Source organism: Mycobacterium attenuatum (assembly GCF_900566085.1).
In the GTDB taxonomy this organism is placed as follows: domain Bacteria; phylum Actinomycetota; class Actinomycetes; order Mycobacteriales; family Mycobacteriaceae; genus Mycobacterium; species Mycobacterium attenuatum.
Window position 1 is genome coordinate 60502 of record NZ_UPHT01000048.1, and the last position, 17071, is coordinate 77572.

A 17071-nucleotide genomic window follows, 5' to 3' on the forward strand; every position below is an offset into this window, starting at 1 on the left:
TCCCTTCGGTCACCAGATGCTGAACAGGTAGGCGATGCCGGCCACCGCGGCCCCGATTGCGGCGCCGACGGCGGTGCCGACGCCGGGAATGACGGATCCGATGGCGGCGCCGACCCCGACGGCGGCCAGCAGGCCGATGGTGTCTGCCTCTTGTTGGGTGGCGCCCAGGTATTCCTTGGCGGCGTTGCGGGCCGCCAGTCCGGCGAGTGCGCCGCCCGCGCCGGCGGCCGCCACGACGGGAACCGCCTCGGCCACGGTCAGCAGTGTCGCGGCTGCGGTGTGGTAGCCGAGGCCGTAGGCGAGCAGGGCGCTGCTACCCACGACGGCTTCGGTTTCGACGACGCCGGGGATCGCTACCCGGGCGGCGCCGGCGACCGCGCCGCCGACTCGCTGGCCGAGGCTGGGTCCGCCGCGCGAACCGCCGCCCTTGGAGCCCCCGCCCGGCGCACTGCCGCCGGTGGGCGCGGTCCCCGTTCCGCCGCCGCTGCCGCGGGTGCCGCTGTTGTTGAGGTTGGGCACGAATTTGGCCAGCCGCTGCGGCAGCGGCGCGCCTTCGACGGCGCCGGAGCCCTTGCGAATGATCGAGATTCCGTCTTCGTGTTCGATGAAGATGTCGACCTTGCGGTCGCCGGGGGCGGTGTCGGCCAGGTGCGCCAGCACCCGGCGCGCTTCGGCGGAGGAGTGGAAGTCGGCCCACGAGTATCCGGGTGTGGAGGCCTCCGGGTCACCGGGCACCAGCGGCGGCATCTTGGGTGTCGGGTTGACCTTGCGCATGTCGAAGTGGACCGTGCTGGCGACCTTGCCTTCGAGCGCCTCCTCGGTCATCAGCGCCGAGAACATGGGGTAGAGGTCGCGTCGCTGGCCCTCGGAATTGGGTATCTGAAATTGCTTTTCCAGCTCCGGGCCGGACGGGAAGAACGCCGGCGGTCCCGTGCCGGGCCGTCCCCAGTTGTACTTGTCCTGAATGTTGAGCGGGATGAGCCCGGTGTTGTGCTCGGCGCGGTCCATGTAGCCCATTCCCGGTCCGAATGCGACGACGTATTTCGACGGATCCCGGTTGACCACAAAGGGTCCCGCGCTGACGCCGCCGCCGCTGGTGATCGTGATGCCGCCGGCGGCCGTCGGCTCGTCGCCCATGCCGCCCGGGTCTTTGCGGCTGACCGGGTTGCCGCGGCTGTATGCATACAGACAGGTGCCGCCCTCGATGCCCATCGGATCGCAGGAGACGAACCGGCCCAGCCAGGGCGCGTAGTAGCGGGCGCCCAGGTGTTGCAGTCCCGACTCCTCGTCGCGCTCGGCGCCCAGGAAGCGGAATCGCTTGGGTGTCTCGGTCTGGTTGCGTACCGCCTGGTAGGTGGTGGCGCCGTAGGGGGTGTATTCCTCGAAGCTGATAATCCGTGCCTGGTCGTCGAGCTCGACGGCCGCCGAACCGAGCTGATCGCGGACCTGATGTCGCACCAGGTGTTTCGGCGCCCCCGGCGGCCCGCCGGACAGCGTCGTCTCCACGATGGCCAGGGTGGCCGAACCGTCGGGGATGTGCAGGGTCTCCTGGGTCAGCGGTGACGGGCCGGCGCGGCGCAGGATCTCCACGCCGCCCAGCTGGATGCGGTCCTGGACGACGGCGCCGACGGCGGTTTCGGTGATTTTGCGTGAACGTTCGCCGCCGGCGCCGTAGACGTAGTAGGTCCGCTCGCCGGCGTGGGCGGTGCCGTCGGCGTCGCCGGCGTTCACCGCCTGTCGCCGCGTCATCCGCAGCCGGTCGCCGAAGTCCCACTGCATCGCTTGCAGCTGCGGCATTTTCAGCGTATCGCCGTGCTCGTCGTACTCGTAGACGTCGGTCACACCGTCCACCGTCGTGCTGGTGAGCCGGTTATTGTGCTGTGCCGGCTCCAGCTGGCTGGTCTCGGCGTAGGCATAGGTTCGGGTCCATCCCGGATTGGCGGGATCGGTGCCGACGTGTGCTACCGCTTGCAGGTTGCCGACGTCGTCGTAGGTGTAGCGCTCGAGGTAGCGTGCCATCGCGTTGCCGTCGGCCGGGTGCGGGATACGAAGGCGCGCAACGTCGTTGTACGTGGTCGGGGATGGTGCCGCCTGGCCGATGTGTTCGCGGCCGGTGGCCTCGATCAGCCGGTAAAAGGCGTCGTAGGTGTAGTCGCTGTCGGCGGTGACGCGCCTGTTGCGGAAGAAGATGGCCTGCTGGGCGAGGTCGCGCACCGCGGCGACGTTGCCGCTCGGATCATGCACGAACCGCTGATTCTGCAGCTGGCATCCGGGCCATCCCGCCGGCGGCGGGTCCGGGCAGTCGGCGAAAGCTGCTGGGTTGCGGCGGATCTGGAGCGCGGCGAGTCGCTGGGTCAGCGGGTCGTAGCGGGCGGTGGTGCGCACACCGTTGCCGCGGTCGACCTGGGTGCGGCGCCCTTGCGCGTCGTAGCGGACGTCGGCCAGTGCGGGTACGTCGGCGCTGGCCGGGTCGAGAAGTGCTGGGGGCTCATCGGATTCGTCGATCCACACGTCGAGACGGCGCAGCAGCGAGCCCTGGTCGTACTGCTGCTGCAACACTTTGACCGCCGCGCCGGGCTGGTTGCTGTGCGGCGCGATGACCTGAATCGGCCGGTTCAGCGCGTCGAACCGGGTTGCGCTGAGGTAGCGCTCGTTTTCCAGGCCGACCGCCCCGGACCAGTCGATGACGCTGCGGTAGTCTGTCACCAATGCCCGTTCGACCCGCAGCGGATTGCCGGCGAAGTCGAAGCGGTCGGTGGTCACCGACCCGGACTGGTCCCGCAGTTCGACGGCACGCCCACGCAGGTTGGCCGCCTGCGGGTCGGGCCGCGATTCTCCGTAGACGGTGTCGGCGACCAGAACGTCGGCGCCGCCGTCGTTCAGCACGGTGCCGGTGGGCCGGCGCAGCACGTCGTAGCGTGTGGTGAACCGCCGGCCCTTGTCGTCCCAGGAGACCAGCGCGCCGCCGATGGCGTCGGTCAGGCTCCAACGGGCTCCTGCCTCCATGCTGGCTTCGTGGATCCGGTTGCCCTGCAGGTCGAATGCGGCGCGCAGCACGGTCCGCCCGCGTGCGTCGATCACCGCGCGGCGCCGGCCGAGGATGTCGAGCACGTCCCGGTTGCGGTAGGTGCGCTCGGTCGGCGGGTCGGCCGGCGCGGCGTCGGAGTATTTGTAGCGGTTGGTCACCACCGTCAGAACCGCGCGCCCGAGCGAATCACTATGCGCGACAGTCGGTGTCGCGGCATGTATCATCGCCTGCTCGGCGGCCCGGCGCTGCGCCGCCCGGTCACCGGCATCCGGCCAGCGCGCGGCCGCCAACGCGGGATCGGTGCGCAGCGCGGCCCAGGTCGGGACGTGCGCCGCCGCGGGCAGGCGTTCGAAGAAACCACCGACGTCGTCGTCGGCGGCGCCCACCAGCGCCACCGTGTCGTTGGCGTCCCAGGATTCCGAGCGCCACGCGCCGACGACGGTCTTCTGCCAGGTGTGGTCGGGATGCAGCACTCCGACCGTGCGGCCCAGCGGGTCGTAGAACGTGATGGGGCTGACCCCCACCCGGACATCGAATTCGAACTGATGGCGGTCGGTGTAGAAGGGTTGGTACTGGCGGACGGCAAAACCCTTGTTGTTGTACACCGTCCAGCCGCTGGCGATCCACCTCGGGTCCGCGTCGGTCGCGGTGAGCACGGGCTGCCCGTCGGCGCCGACGATCACCGCGCCCGCGGCGTCGCGCTGCGCAACCGGCCCGGCGCGTGCCTGCGCCTTGGTTTGCACCTGCCGGCCCAGGCCGTCGGAGTAGGCCAGGCGGACCTGCAGCAAACTGGCCGCGCCGGCGGGCAGATCGGACACGTGGATTTCTCTGACGATGGTCACGGTCACCGGCGGACCCGCTGGCGTCCGGCGAAAGGCGTTGCGGTCCACGATTGTTCGTGTCGTCGCGCCCGCCAACAGGGTGGCCGCCAGCGGCCCGCGCGGGTCGGCCAGCAAGTCCTGCAGTTGCGCCGGTGTCGGGTCGGCGACGAAGCCGCCCAGCGTGTCACCCTCGACGGGGGCGGGCGCGGGTTTGCCCATGACGGCGCTGCCGGCGACCACGCCGAACGCGTCGTAGGCCACGGCACTGATGTTGCCGTTCGGGTCGGCCAGGCGCGACGGGCGGAGCACCCGGTAGTCCAGACCGACAGCGCGGGTGGTGTTGCCCAGCGCGTCGCGGGTCTCGGCGACCAGCAGGTCGTGCGCGTCGAGCACGGTGAACGACTCGGTGCTGGTGGCGGCGGTGTGAAACGGGTCCCGAAGGCGCAGCGGGCGGAAGAAATGTGCACGGGCGTAAGCGAATTCCTGGGCCGGGTTGTCGGTTGCGCCGGGTGACAGCAGCTCACGGGTCGACGAGGTCCAATAGCCTGGATGGCCGTCGGGGTGCGCATAGCCGCCGGGGCCGTCGAGCAGCGCGGCGCTCACCTTGGTCCCGTACACCTGGTCGACCAGACCGGGCGTCAAGGCGAGGGCGTAGCGCTGGTGCAGCAGCGCGCGGCGCCCGGTGCTGCCCAACGGCGCGGGGCCGCTGAGGTCGTCGCGGCGGAAATAGGCGCGGCGGTGGTCGACCAGCCGCTTCTGCGGTGTGGCTCCGGTTGGCGTTGCCTCGAAAGGGATTTCGGTGGCCTGCACGGTCCGGCGGGCCAGGTCGTCGACCCCGTATCGGGTCGCGGGGGCCGGGGGCGGGATCCCGGCCAGCTCGTATCGGCGTTGCTCGCAGGGCACCGGCTCGCGATACGTGCCCGGCTGACTGAGAGGTTCGGTCATCCGGTTCTCGGCGAGCAGCACACGCACGGCGGCCTGCGCGGCCTGCTCCTCGGGCGGCAACTCTGCGTCCGGCGTGGCCCGCGCGTACACCACCTGCGCCGCACGCACGACATTGCCGTGGTCGTCGACCTCGAGGGTCAGGTCGTGTTGGACGCGAGGGTCGTCCGGCTCGCGTTCGTAGTGCAGCGTGATCGTCTCCCGAGGCGCGGTGTGGAAGACGGCGCGCCGGTTGCCGGCGCGGCGTTGCAGGCAGCGCACGGTGCTGATGCTTTCGGTCACCGAGTAGGGGTGCGGCTGGCGGCGGGTGCCGTCCAGTCCGTAGACCTCGCGGCGCAGCAGCGAGCCCTTGAGCGCGCGGCGGGCCTCGCGCTCCTCGTCGACGGTGAGCCCGGCCGGCACTACCGGCTCACCCAACTGCGGTTGCCCGTAGTAGTCGCGGGCGAGTGCGGCGTCGAACTCCGCGCGGCGCTCCCACTGGCCGGTGTGAAACCAGGTCACGGTGTGTGCCGGCGGCACCTGCGCGGACGCCTCGAGGTTGGCGGCGACCGGGGCCGCGCCGGCGGGATCGAGCGCGGCGAATGCCTCGCTGTCCCATTGGTCGACCTTGGCGAAGCCGCGAAATTCGCGCTCGACGACGTCGAAATACCCGTAGTGGTAGGCGAATCGGGTGCTGTATCGGTTGCCGCTGATGTGGTCGACGACGACGATTCGCTCCACGACGTGCACCGGAAACGGCAGCGGGAGCGGCCACGGGGCGCCGGCCCGCTTGTCGGCGAGGTAGAACCGGGTCGACGGCGCGTATTCGACGCGGGTTTCGGCGCCCATGTTGTTGGTCGTTGCGACCAGTAGATGCGGTTTGGCGCCCCCCATCAGGTCGAGGTAGCGAATCGGTGCGCCCGCGTCGCCGGGCAGCGACGACGACCACACCAGGCAGGCGGTTCCGTTGCCGAGCAGGTCGGCGGCCATGACGTTGACCACGTCGTCGAGGTGCGGCAGCGGGGGGAGCGGGCGCGCTTCGCTGAGGCTGTTGCCGGACCGGTTGAAGTACAGGCGAATACCGTCGTCGGCGAGGTAGATGAGGTCGGTGGTGCCGGATCCGTCGATGTCGGCCAGCCGGATACGACGCTGATCGAACGCCTCGGCGTCGTCGAAGGGGGCGACGTCGTCGAGGGTGATCTTGGCGCCGAATTGGCCGTAACCCAGGTTCGGCCAGTAGCAGACGTCGCCGTTGCGGATCCGGACGATGTCGGCCAGCCCGTCGCCGCTCATGTCGGCCAGCTGGATGGATTCCAGCGCATCGGCGAGGACGACGCGTGGGCCCAGCTCCTCGTTTAGCGCTGCGGGCACCCGCACCCGGTCGCCGAATCCTTCGTCGCCCAGGAACGGATACCAGGCCAGCGCTTCGTCTTCGGTGACCAGGACGTCGGGTCGGCCGTCGCCGTCGACGTCGACGAAGCGCAGCGCCGGGTCGTCCCACACCAGCGCGGGAAGCCGCTCGAAGGCACGCAGGTTTTCCCAGCCGGCACCCGGTGCCCGTTCGTAGTAGCCGGGCACCGGGCCGTCGAGGCAGACCAGGGCGGGGCGCCCGTCCCCGTCGAGGTCGATCAACCGGTCGCGCCCCGACCGCGGCTGGCTGGAAACCACTGCGGCGGAACCAAATTGGCCTTCGCCGAGGTTGGCTTTGTAGTACCACCAGCCTGCCTCGTCGGCGAGGATGCCGGGCAGTCCTTCCCCGTCGAGATCGACGAGTCGGCGCCGCGCGTCCAGGCCGGCGGGGAGGTCGGCGATGTCCTCGGCGTCGAGCTGGCGGACGGCCTCCTGGATCGCCGGACGGCTGTAGCGCAGCTCCACCGGTGGCAGCGACTGCTCGAGTTCGGTACCGGGCGCGTCGGCGTGGCGATATCCCGACTGGGTGACCGCGCACAGGAAGGAGCCGTACCGGGTGCTTCCGTCGTGTGCGTGTTCCACGGCGACGGAGGCGGGCAGGTCCAGGTCGTTGTAGTCGAAGTGGGTGGCGGCCACGAGGCCGTCGTAACCGGGCCGCGCGGGTTCGGCCATGCCGGCCACGTCGGGAATGTGGTGGAACACCAGTGCGCGCCGGCAGCGCCGGACGGTGCGGACTTCGAATCCGGGCCGAAACGTCGAGAACGGGTCCGGCCGCGGCGCCCACGCGTGAGCCGGCTGCGGGCTGGCGCGAACCAGGGTGTGCTGCTCGCGTGCCGGCACGCCGGGGGCGGGCGGCAGCGTTTCGAAGTGGCCCTCGTCGTAGTCGAAGACCACCTCCATCATCCACACCGTCGAGTCGATGTTCGCCTGGGTGAGATCGGTTGGGCGGTCGCCGTTTTCGTCGAGCAGCGTCGTGCGGTTGGCGTACCGTACCCGCTTGAGGTAGCGGTTGGCGCTGCGTGCCGCGTCGGCGCGGCTGCCGCGGTTGCGTTCGTGCACCTGTTCGAGCGGGACCCCGGCGCCGTTCTCGGCGACGTAGTCGAACAGGATGCCGTTGCCCCTGTCGTCGCGGGTCTCGCTCACCAACCAGGAGAAGATGCGGCGCCTGTCGGCCGGGTCGCGGATGCGTGAGCGGTCGTCGCGGCCGTAGATCGTCAGCACGTTGTCTCGGGAAAACGAGCGCCAATGCACATCGCCGTCGCTGCGCCGAGTCCACCGTTCGATCCGCGCGAACAGGCCCTCCAGCCGGGGCCGGTAACGATGGATGACGTAGCCGGGGGCGCTGGCCCGGTCCTCGAAACGCGTACCGGCGTCGGTGAGCACCGGAACCAGGTCTTCGGTGTCGGCCAGGATGAACACGTCGGACTCCGCGGCGTCCCGGTATCGCGGCAGCCCGCGATCGGTGCGCCGGGTAATCGACGCGAGGCGCAGCGTCCAGCCGAAGCCGAACGGTCCGTTGCCCGAACCGCTGTCGTAGGTCAGGGTCAGGCTGGGGCCGAAGCCGTCGCGTCCGGGGCTGGCCGGAATCGGAATGGACAGGCTGCCGGTTCCGGTGACGGGATTGGCCCCGAACTTCTCACCGATGCCGCGGATCGCCCCGCCCCCCTTGGGCAGCGCCAGTGGCGCCGCCGCGGCATTGCTCTGCTCGGTCAGTGGCTGGGCCACGGTGCTTCCGATGCGGCACCAGGCACGTCGCCCGCCGGGTCGTAGGCAGCCAATGTCACTTCACCACCGCCCGAACCGAAACTGCTTGCGCCCGTTGCGTCGACCCCGCATCCGCCACTTCATCCACCAAGTCGGTGTTGGAAAAGTCGTGCCCAACCGTCACCATCGTTGCCCGCCCCTTACGAATCAGAGCAGAAAATCCTCGGCCCGCCGGTCACCTCAGGTGACCACGCATCGCTCAGTCACGGTGGTCAGCGAAGGCGCGCATGCTGCTGACAAGGACCCGACCCGTTTCCCATGACGCGCGATCAGCGGCTGTGACCGATGTGCAACCCTCCAATCTGGCGCTGTGCCGACGAGCCTATCGCTCCGAAGCCGCACCCCGAAAGAGTCATCGGCTACCTGGATTTCGTCCATTGTGAGCGTCGCGGGTTGCGGCGGACTCCGTGCGCTGCCTGCGGGCGTCTCGGTCGACTCGGGTCGGCTTGGCGGCGTGCCGGCCATGCCGACGGCTCGCCTGGGCCAGTCGAGCTTGGTGCGTCCCAGTCCTAACCTGTTCGGGCTCTTGGGGGTTCGCAGGTTTCGAGGACGCGGCCGGGGCGATCCACCGACGCCCGCGTCGTACAGACCAAGACCACGGGTGTCTAACCCGGCACGTTGGCGGCCATGTTCGTCATGACGATGCCAGGCACCGATTCCGGAAACCCGCAGAAGGTGACTTCCAGCAGGGCCACCGATAGGACTCGGTAGTCGCGGCCGCAGTCGCCGGGCCGGATGTGCAGCGAGTCACCGTCGACATGCCACACACTGACCAGCAGGGGGCCACTGGAACTGGTTGCGCAGTTGCTCACCGCGCCCACCAGCGACTCGAAGGCATGCCGGGCGATGCCGGGATCCCGATACACCGCGGCGCCCTCGGAGATCAGGGCGCCTTCGGGCGGGTCCTGGAAGGTGATCTTGTGAAACCCTGCGATGTCGGGCCCGAAGGTCGCCGTTTCGGCATAGATGAACCGGCATTCCCGGGGCAGGGCCTCTGCGAGGGCATCGATGTCGACCGGATGCTTGCCGTCCATCGACGGCACGATCGTCAGGTCGTCACCGGCGCCGGTGATCGCGCGCATCCGTGCTTGGTCCAGCATCAGGGTGTCGACGTTGAGCACATCGAGCGGGTAAATACCGAAGGGCGGCAGTGCTTCACCGTCGACCACGCGTGTGCACGCCACCGTCAGCGCCACCGCACAGCACCACAGCAGCAGCCGGATTGATCCCACCATCAGCCACCCTTCTGTGGTTGCAACCTACCCGCGCGCCCCGCCGTTAAACAGCCTTCGAATACGGTTGACAAGTGAGTGATTTCGCGCCGCCGTTCGCACGGGCCACCGGCATCGGATCCTGGCCCGGCACCGCGGCGCGGCCCGCCGCCGAGGTGGTCGTCGGTGAGCTGGCCGATGCGTTGGCGCATCTCGTCGAGTTGCCCGCCCGGGGAGTGGGCGCCGACATGCTCGGCCGGGCCGGCGCCCTGCTGCTCGATCTGGCCGTCGACACCGTGCCGCGCGGCTACCGCATTGTCGCCCGGCCCGGCGCGGTGACCCGCCGCGCCGTCAGCCTGCTCAACGAGGACATGGACGCCCTGGAAGAAGCGTGGGAGACCGCCGGGTTGCGGGGCAGCGGGCAGGTGGTCAAGGTTCAGGCCCCAGGACCGATCACGCTGAGCGCGGGACTGGAGCTGGCCAACGGCCACCGGGCGATCACCGACCCGGGCGCGGTGCGTGACCTGGCGGCCTCGCTGGCCGAGGGCGTCGCCGCGCACCGGGCGACGCTGGCCCGCCGGCTGGACACGCCGGTGGTGGTTCAGTTCGACGAGCCGTCGTTGCCGGCGGCCCTGGGCGGACGGCTGACCGGTGTGACCGCGCTGACCCCGGTGGCCCCGCTGGACGAGGCGGTGGCCGGCGCACTGCTGGACACCTGCGCCGAGGCGGCCGGCGCGGACGTCATGGTGCACAGCTGCGCGCGGGAGCTACCGTGGGAACTGTTGCGGCGCAGCGCTATTGGTGCGGTGTCGGTGGATGCGGGCACCTTGTGCGCGGCGGACCTGGACGGTGTCGCGGCCTTCGTCGAGACGGGGCGCACCGTGGTGCTGGGCGTGGTCCCCGCCGTCGCGCCCTTGAGGCGGCCGGCTGCCGAGGAGGTGGCGGGGCAGGTGGTCGCGGTGACCGATCGGCTCGGCTTTTCTCGCTCGGCGCTGCGGGATCGCGTCGGGGTTTCTCCGGCATGCGGTCTGGCGGGGGCGACGCCGCAATGGGCTCGCACCGCCATCGGGCTGGCCCGTAACGCCGCCGAGGCGTTCGCTGAGGACCCGGACGCCATTTGAACGGGGCGCTGGGCGCGACGAGCTGATGTAGCGGATTGTGTGGACCCGCACCTGCCGCGGTTGCTGAACAGCTAGCGGTTTGTTGGTTTTGTGGATGGACACAATGCCGCGGCGCAGCGGGCGTACGCGTCCTGTACTGGACCAGAACCGGAGGTCTCGTTGACAAAATCTGGTATGTCGGCACTGATGGCTATCGCTTCCTTGGAAACGAAGACTGCCGTTCCAAGACTGCAATCCACCATCGCTGTGGTCAGCCGTGGGAGTCTGGGGCCTTCTTGCCGACGAACACTGCGAACCCGCCGGCCATCGCTATTGCTCGGTCAATCGCTCTCCGTACGGCGGCAGTCGCTGACGGCCTGGACGCTGCCGGCAAACGCCTGGATTGACGCGTGAAGACCAATCCTCTGTACGGCCCAGCGTTCTACCTAGTGATGTCGGCGCTGTCCCTAGCCCTGTTCGTACTGAATGTGTGCACCCACGGCACGACGCTGGGCCTGATCAGTACCGGAGGCCTTGCCGTATTGATGGGCTACACCGCCTACCGGGTCCGGTCGGGCAAGCGGCGATGAGCCGAGGGCGGCGGGGATGCCTACGCCAGTCGGCGCCAATCGCCTTGCATCGACACACTCTCTTTCGCTGCGTGCTGCGACAATGCGCACCCTTCTCGTGTCAGCCGCCTCAGTTAGCCTGCCAGGGTGAGTTCGCCCGAAGCCGACACCACACCGCCCCCAGTGTTGCATCAGTGGCAGGACCTGGCGGAGCAGGTGCGCGAACACCAGTTCCGCTACTACGTGCGCGACGCGCCGATCATCACCGACGCCGAATTCGACGAGCTGCTGCGCCGGCTGGAAGTGCTCGAGGAACAGTATCCCGAGCTGCGTACGCCCGATTCGCCCACTCAGCTGGTCGGGGGTGCGGGTTTTGCCACGGAGTTCGAGCCCGTCGAGCACCTGGAGCGGATGCTCAGCCTCGACAATGCCTTCAGCACAGACGAACTCGCCGCGTGGGCAGCGCGGGTTCATGCCGAGGTCGGCGATGCTGCCAGCTACCTCACCGAACTCAAGATCGACGGCGTGGCGCTGTCGCTGGTCTACCAGCAGGGCCGGTTGACCCGTGCGTCCACTCGAGGTGACGGGCGCACCGGAGAGGACGTCACGCTCAACGCCCGCACCATCGACGACGTCCCCGAACGGCTCAGCCCCAGCGACGACTACCCGGTCCCCGAGGTGCTCGAAGTCCGCGGCGAGGTGTTCTTCCGGGTCGCTGATTTCCAGGCGCTCAACGCCAGCCTCGTCGAGGAGGGCAAAGCGCCGTTCGCCAACCCCCGCAACAGTGCGGCGGGTTCGCTGCGTCAGAAGGATCCGGCGGTCACGGCCCGGCGGCGGCTGCGGATGATCTGTCATGGGCTGGGCCATACCCAGGGTTTTCGCCCCGCCAGCCTGCACCAGGCATACCTGGCGCTGCGCGCCTGGGGGTTGCCGGTCTCCGAGCACACCACCCTGGTCAACGACATGGCCGGCGTGCAGGAGCGCATCGACTACTGGGGCGAGCATCGCCACGAGGTGGACCACGAAATCGACGGCGTGGTAATCAAAGTCGACGAGGTGGCACTGCAGCGCAGGCTGGGCTCCACGTCGCGGGCGCCGCGCTGGGCGATCGCCTACAAGTATCCGCCGGAGGAGGCGCAGACCAAGCTGCTCGACATCCGGGTCAACGTCGGGCGCACCGGGCGGGTCACGCCGTTCGCGTTCATGACGCCGGTGAAGGTCGCCGGGTCGACGGTCGCGCAGGCCACGTTGCACAACGCCTCGGAGGTCAAACGCAAAGGTGTGCTCATCGGCGACACGGTGGTGATCCGCAAAGCCGGCGACGTGATCCCCGAGGTGCTCGGACCCGTGGTCGACCTGCGCGACGGGTCCGAACGCGAATTCGTCATGCCCACAACATGTCCCGAGTGCGGTACCGTGCTGGCGCCGGAGAAGGAAGGCGACGCCGACATCCGCTGCCCCAACTCCCAGCGCTGCCCTGCGCAACTGCGGGAGCGGGTGTTCCATGTAGCCAGCCGCAGTGCCCTGGATATCGAGGTGCTGGGCTACGAGGCGGCCGTGGCGCTGTTGCAAGCCGGGGTGATCACCAGCGAGGGTGACCTGTTCGCCCTCACCGAAGACGACCTGCTGCGCACCGAGCTGTTCCGCACCAAGGCCGGTGGACTCTCGGCCAACGGCAAACGGCTACTGGCCAATCTCGACAAGGCCAAGGCGGCACCGCTGTGGCGGGTGCTGGTGGCGCTGTCCATCCGCCATGTCGGGCCGACGGCTGCCCGTGCGCTGGCCACCGAATTCGGCACTCTGGAAGCCATCGCCAACGCGTCCACCGAGCAGCTGGCTGCCGTCGAGGGGGTCGGCCCGACCATCGCCGCCGCGGTTTCGGAATGGTTCACCGTCGACTGGCATCGCGAGATCGTCGACAAGTGGCGGGCTGCCGGGGTGCGGATGGCCGACGAACGCGACGAAAGCGTGCCGCGCACGCTGGCCGGCTTGACAGTCGTGGTCACCGGTTCGCTGGCCGGCTTTTCCCGGGACGAGGCCAAGGAGGCGATCGTTGCCCGCGGCGGCAAGGCCGCCGGCTCGGTGTCGAAAAAAACGTCGTATGTCGTCGCCGGAGATTCCCCCGGATCGAAATACGACAAGGCGGTGGAGCTCGGGGTGCCGATCCTCGACGAGGACGGCTTTCGCGAACTGTTAGCGCAGGGCCCCGCCGACCCCGAAGCTGTACGGGAGTGACACGCCGTGCCGGCGGTCATCGTCGCAAGCGTTTCTACCGGGGCGCGCCGTTGTCCCCTGACCAGCGCCCGGGATCACCGCGGCGAGAACACTCATGAACAGCTCGGCGATCTCGGTAGGCCTGCAGATCGGGACGCAGCCGCCGTTGAGCAGCGCTCGGGCGTTGTTACTTGCAGCCCGGGCGGCGCGGCTGGAGTCGGTGATGCTCATCGACCACTTCCAGAGCGCTGTGCCGCGCGCCATCTGGAACAAAGACCTCAGCTGGCTTGCGGCGCAAGATCAAAGCCCACACGAGTTTTTCGACTACCAGGTTCTGCTGGGCTATCTCGCGTCGCGGGCCGGGCGACTGCGCTTGGGCGTCGGCGTGACCGAGGCGATTCGGCGTCACCCCGTCCTCATCGCCCAGGCCATGCTGACGCTGTCTCATCTCACCCGGCGCGCGCCCATCCTGGGCATCGGCGCGGGCGAGCGCATGAACATCGACCCGTACGGACTCGACTTCTCCGAGCCGGTCACCCGGCTGGAGGAGGCGCTGCAGGTGATCCGCCTGTGCCTATCGACGCGGGGGCCAATCACGTTCTCCGGCAAGCATTTTCAGCTTGAACGGGCGACAATGGACCTCGATGCCCCGCGCGGCCGGGTACCTCAGATCTGGGTCGGCGGGCACGGTCCGCGGATGCTGCGGCTCACGGGACGCTACGGCGACGGGTGGTATCCCGTCACGGTGGTCTCGCCGCAGGAGTATGCGGCCAAGCTGGCGGTGGTGCAGGCGGCGGCCGCCGAGGCCGGGCGAGACGCCGGCTCGATCACCCCGGCGCTGCATCGCTTCGCGGTGATCGGCGCGACCGAGCGGGAGGCGCGGGCCATGCTCGACACCAAAGCCATCCGGTTGCTTGGGCTCGTTGCGCCCGCCGAAGTGTGGCGGCAAGCCGGTGCCGTGCACCCTCTCGGGGCGCACTTCGACGCGTTCGTCGACTTCGTGCCCGACCGCCACAATCGCCGGGCGATCGAGGCCGCCATTGCCGCCGTGCCGGATGCCGTGATGACCGAGGGGCCATTGCTGTGGGGATCTCCGCGGCAGGTGGCGGCCAAGCTGCGGGCCTTCGGCGACGCGGGGGTGCGCCACGTGGTCCTCGCACCCGTGTCCGGTCTGGTGTCCCAGCGTGCGGCCCGCTACGGGTTGTGGGCCACCCTGCGGATCGCCCGGCTGCTTAACGGTCGGCGAGGCCGCCCGGAGCCTCCCCGGTGACCAGCTGTCGACGGGGAAGCAACCTCGCGCCGCCTGGTTGGTGCTCGCGTCGACAGCGGCGTGGTCAGCGCAGCATGGTGGCCACGATTCCGGCGAGATAGCCCAGGCGGGCCACCTCAGAGGGCCGGAATTCCGGGCCGGGCCGCCCCAGCACCACCGCCATATGCGGATCGCCCAATGGTGCCGCCACCATCGCGGTGTCCATGTCACGCCAGACCTGGGGCACCCAGTCGGCGCCACCGTCGAGCGGCACGGCGCGTTCGATCGGCAGCCAGGGAGCCGAATCGGCGCGCGTTTCCGGGGCGCCCGGGCTGCCCGCCAGCCGGTGTAAGGCGTCCTCCGTGCTCTGCAGCACCGTGCACCAGCTCACACGCAGCACCCTGGGCGCCTCGTTGACAAGAACCTGCAGTCTGGACATATTGTCGCGGGCCGCAGCGACGTGGTCGAGAAGCTCCAGCTCGCGGTGGGCTTCCAGCAACCCGGTGTGGGGGCGCAGGCTGTCCACCCGGACGCCCGTCATTGACTCGGCAGCGGTGATCAGCCGATCCGGCATCGCGCCCGGCGGCAACTCGACCACCAGGTCGTCGATCGCATATCCACCGCTGCGCTCGACGACGTCCAGCGACAGGATGTCGGCGCCCACCGAACCCAATGCAACCGCCAGGGACCCCAGGCTGCCCGGGCGGTCCTCCAGCTCGATGCGCAACAGATACGACGGCACGGCCAACACTGTTACACAGCACTGCGCGCACGGCATGTCGGCAAGAGCAGAGCGACTCGGGTGAACCAGCCGCACGCTCCCCGTTAGGCTTTTCGCTCGTGTCTCAGATCTCCCGCGACGAGGTGGCCCATCTGGCCCGGCTGGCCCGTCTGGCGCTGACCGAGTTGGAACTCGACCACTTCGCCGATCAACTCGATGCCATCTTGGCGCACGTCAGCCAGATCCAGGCGGTCGACGTCACCGGCGTGCAAGCCACCGACAACCCGCTCAAGGACGTCAACGTCACGCGCCCCGACGAGATCGCGCCGTGCCTGACCCAGGAGCAGGCGCTGGCCGCGGCGCCGGAGGCCGTCGACGGCCGCTTCGCCGTCCCGCAGATCCTGGGGGACGCCGAGTGAGCGAACTCATCCGCACCGACGCCGCCACGCTGGCCGCCCGAGTCGCCGCCAAGGAGCTGTCGTCCACCGAGCTCACCCAGGCCTGCCTGGACCAGATCGCAGCAACCGACGACCGCTACCACGCCTTCCTGCATGTCGGCGCCGACCAGGCTTTGAGCGCCGCGGGCGCCGTCGACCAGGCGTTGGCCGCCGGCGAGACGTTGCCGTCGCCGTTGGCCGGCGTGCCGCTGGCGCTCAAGGACGTCTTCACCACGATTGACATGCCCACCACCTGCGGCTCGAAGATCCTGCAGGACTGGCGATCCCCTTACGACGCCACGGTGACCGCACGGTTGCGTGCGGCCGGCATCCCGATCCTCGGCAAGACCAACATGGACGAGTTCGCGATGGGCTCCTCGACCGAGAACTCCGCCTACGGCCCGACCCGCAACCCGTGGAACGTCGAGCGGGTACCCGGCGGCTCCGGCGGGGGCAGCGCGGCGGCGCTGGCCGCATTCCAGGCGCCGCTGGCCATCGGGTCCGACACCGGGGGTTCGATCCGGCAGCCGGCCGCGCTCACGGCGACCGTCGGCGTCAAACCGACCTACGGCACGGTGTCGCGCTACGGGCTGGTGGCCTGCGCGTCGTCGCTGGATCAGGGCGGCCCCTGTGCGCGCACGGTGCTGGATACCGCGCTGCTGCACCAGGTAATCGCCGGGCACGACCCCCGCGACTCCACCTCCGTCGACGCCGAGGTACCCGACGTCGTGGCCGCCGCCAGGGCCGGCGCGTCCGGTGACCTGCGCGGGGTGCGCGTCGGGGTGGTCAAGCAGTTACGCGGTGAGGGCTATCAGCCTGGTGTGCTGGCGTCGTTTCAGGCGGCGGTCGAGCAGTTGACCGCGCTGGGCGCCGAGGTCAGCGAGGTCGACTGCCCGCACTTCGACCACGCGCTGGCCGCCTACTACCTCATCCTGCCGTCGGAGGTGTCGAGCAACCTGGCCCGCTTCGACGCGATGCGCTACGGGCTGCGGGTCGGCGACGACGGCAGCCACAGCGCCGAAGAGGTGATGGCCATGACCCGCGCGGCCGGGTTCGGCCCGGAGGTCAAGCGCCGCATCATGATTGGCACCTACGCCCTGTCGGCGGGCTACTACGACGCCTACTACAACCAGGCCCAGAAGGTGCGCACGCTGATCGCCCGCGATCTCGACGAGGCCTATCGATCGGTCGACGTGCTGGTCTCGCCTGCGACTCCCACCACCGCGTTCCCGCTGGGGGAGAAGGTCGACGACCCGCTGGCGATGTACCTGTTCGACCTGTGCACATTGCCGCTGAATTTGGCGGGCCACTGCGGCATGTCGGTGCCCTCGGGGCTGTCCCCCGACGACGGGCTGCCGGTCGGGCTGCAGATCATGGCGCCCGCCTTGGCCGACGACCGGCTTTACCGGGTGGGAGCCGCCTACGAGGCCGCCCGTGGCCCGCTGCCCTCGCCGATTTAGGAGCCATCTAGGCGCGAGCTGGGGCACCTCTCGCTTGCGCGAGCCAGCTGCGGTGCAAGATGATGGCATGCGGATTGGACTTCTCACCGGAGGCGGCGACTGCCCCGGCCTCAACGCCGTCATCCGGGCCGTGGTGCGCACTTGCGATGCCCGCTACGGCTCGTCG

General features: G+C 69.5%; 10 protein-coding genes. 7 read left to right on the plus strand and 3 right to left on the minus strand.

Going from position 1 to position 17071, the window contains the following annotated elements; all coding sequences use genetic code 11:
- Positions 1-9: 9 nt before the first annotated feature.
- Both EET13_RS08475 and EET13_RS08480 read right to left on the minus strand, forming a co-directional pair.
- The gene (locus EET13_RS08475; protein WP_122441862.1) at positions 10-7905 is read right to left on the minus strand and encodes a SpvB/TcaC N-terminal domain-containing protein; all 7896 of its coding nucleotides are present in this window, start codon (positions 7903-7905) and stop codon (positions 10-12) included.
- Positions 7906-8549: 644 nt separating this feature from the next.
- Positions 8550-9179: a sensor domain-containing protein gene (locus EET13_RS08480; RefSeq protein ID WP_103849786.1), complete on the minus strand. Its 630-nt coding sequence runs from the start codon at positions 9177-9179 to the stop codon at positions 8550-8552.
- A gap of 71 nt (positions 9180-9250) precedes the next feature.
- Here EET13_RS08480 and EET13_RS08485 point away from each other — a divergent pair, with 71 nt between their 5' ends.
- From EET13_RS08485 to EET13_RS08500, 4 genes are all read left to right on the plus strand, one after another.
- Positions 9251-10276, plus strand: a complete 1026-nt coding sequence (locus EET13_RS08485) for a uroporphyrinogen decarboxylase/cobalamine-independent methonine synthase family protein (protein WP_122441863.1) — start codon at positions 9251-9253, stop codon at positions 10274-10276.
- A 389-nt stretch (positions 10277-10665) separates the two neighbouring features.
- Positions 10666-10845 (plus strand): hypothetical protein, encoded by a 180-nt coding sequence (locus EET13_RS08490; protein ID WP_122441864.1) that lies wholly within the window; start codon positions 10666-10668, stop codon positions 10843-10845.
- A gap of 126 nt (positions 10846-10971) precedes the next feature.
- Positions 10972-13059 (plus strand): NAD-dependent DNA ligase LigA, encoded by a 2088-nt coding sequence (gene ligA, locus EET13_RS08495; protein ID WP_122441865.1) that lies wholly within the window; start codon positions 10972-10974, stop codon positions 13057-13059.
- 94 nt (positions 13060-13153) lie between these two features.
- Complete coding sequence (locus tag EET13_RS08500; protein ID WP_122441866.1) at positions 13154-14308, plus strand: LLM class flavin-dependent oxidoreductase; 1155 nt, start codon at positions 13154-13156, stop codon at positions 14306-14308.
- Between the two features lie 64 nt (positions 14309-14372).
- Here the strand turns inward: EET13_RS08500 and EET13_RS08505 are convergent, their stop codons facing one another.
- Positions 14373-15029, minus strand: coding sequence for an ACT domain-containing protein (locus tag EET13_RS08505; RefSeq protein WP_122441873.1), 657 nt, complete (start codon positions 15027-15029; stop codon positions 14373-14375).
- Between the two features lie 98 nt (positions 15030-15127).
- On the opposite strand from EET13_RS08505, the gene gatC reads away from it, so the two are divergent.
- The 3 genes from gatC to EET13_RS30870 all read left to right on the plus strand — a co-directional run.
- Positions 15128-15427, plus strand: a complete 300-nt coding sequence (gatC, locus tag EET13_RS08510; RefSeq protein WP_122441867.1) for an Asp-tRNA(Asn)/Glu-tRNA(Gln) amidotransferase subunit GatC — start codon at positions 15128-15130, stop codon at positions 15425-15427.
- Positions 15424-16905, plus strand: a complete 1482-nt coding sequence (gene gatA / locus EET13_RS08515) for an Asp-tRNA(Asn)/Glu-tRNA(Gln) amidotransferase subunit GatA (RefSeq protein WP_122441868.1) — start codon at positions 15424-15426, stop codon at positions 16903-16905. The genes gatC and gatA overlap by 4 nt, the downstream gene beginning before the upstream one ends.
- 67 nt (positions 16906-16972) lie before the next feature.
- Positions 16973-17071: 6-phosphofructokinase (locus EET13_RS30870; RefSeq protein WP_142995911.1), on the plus strand; the 99-nt coding region annotated here is incomplete at its 3' end.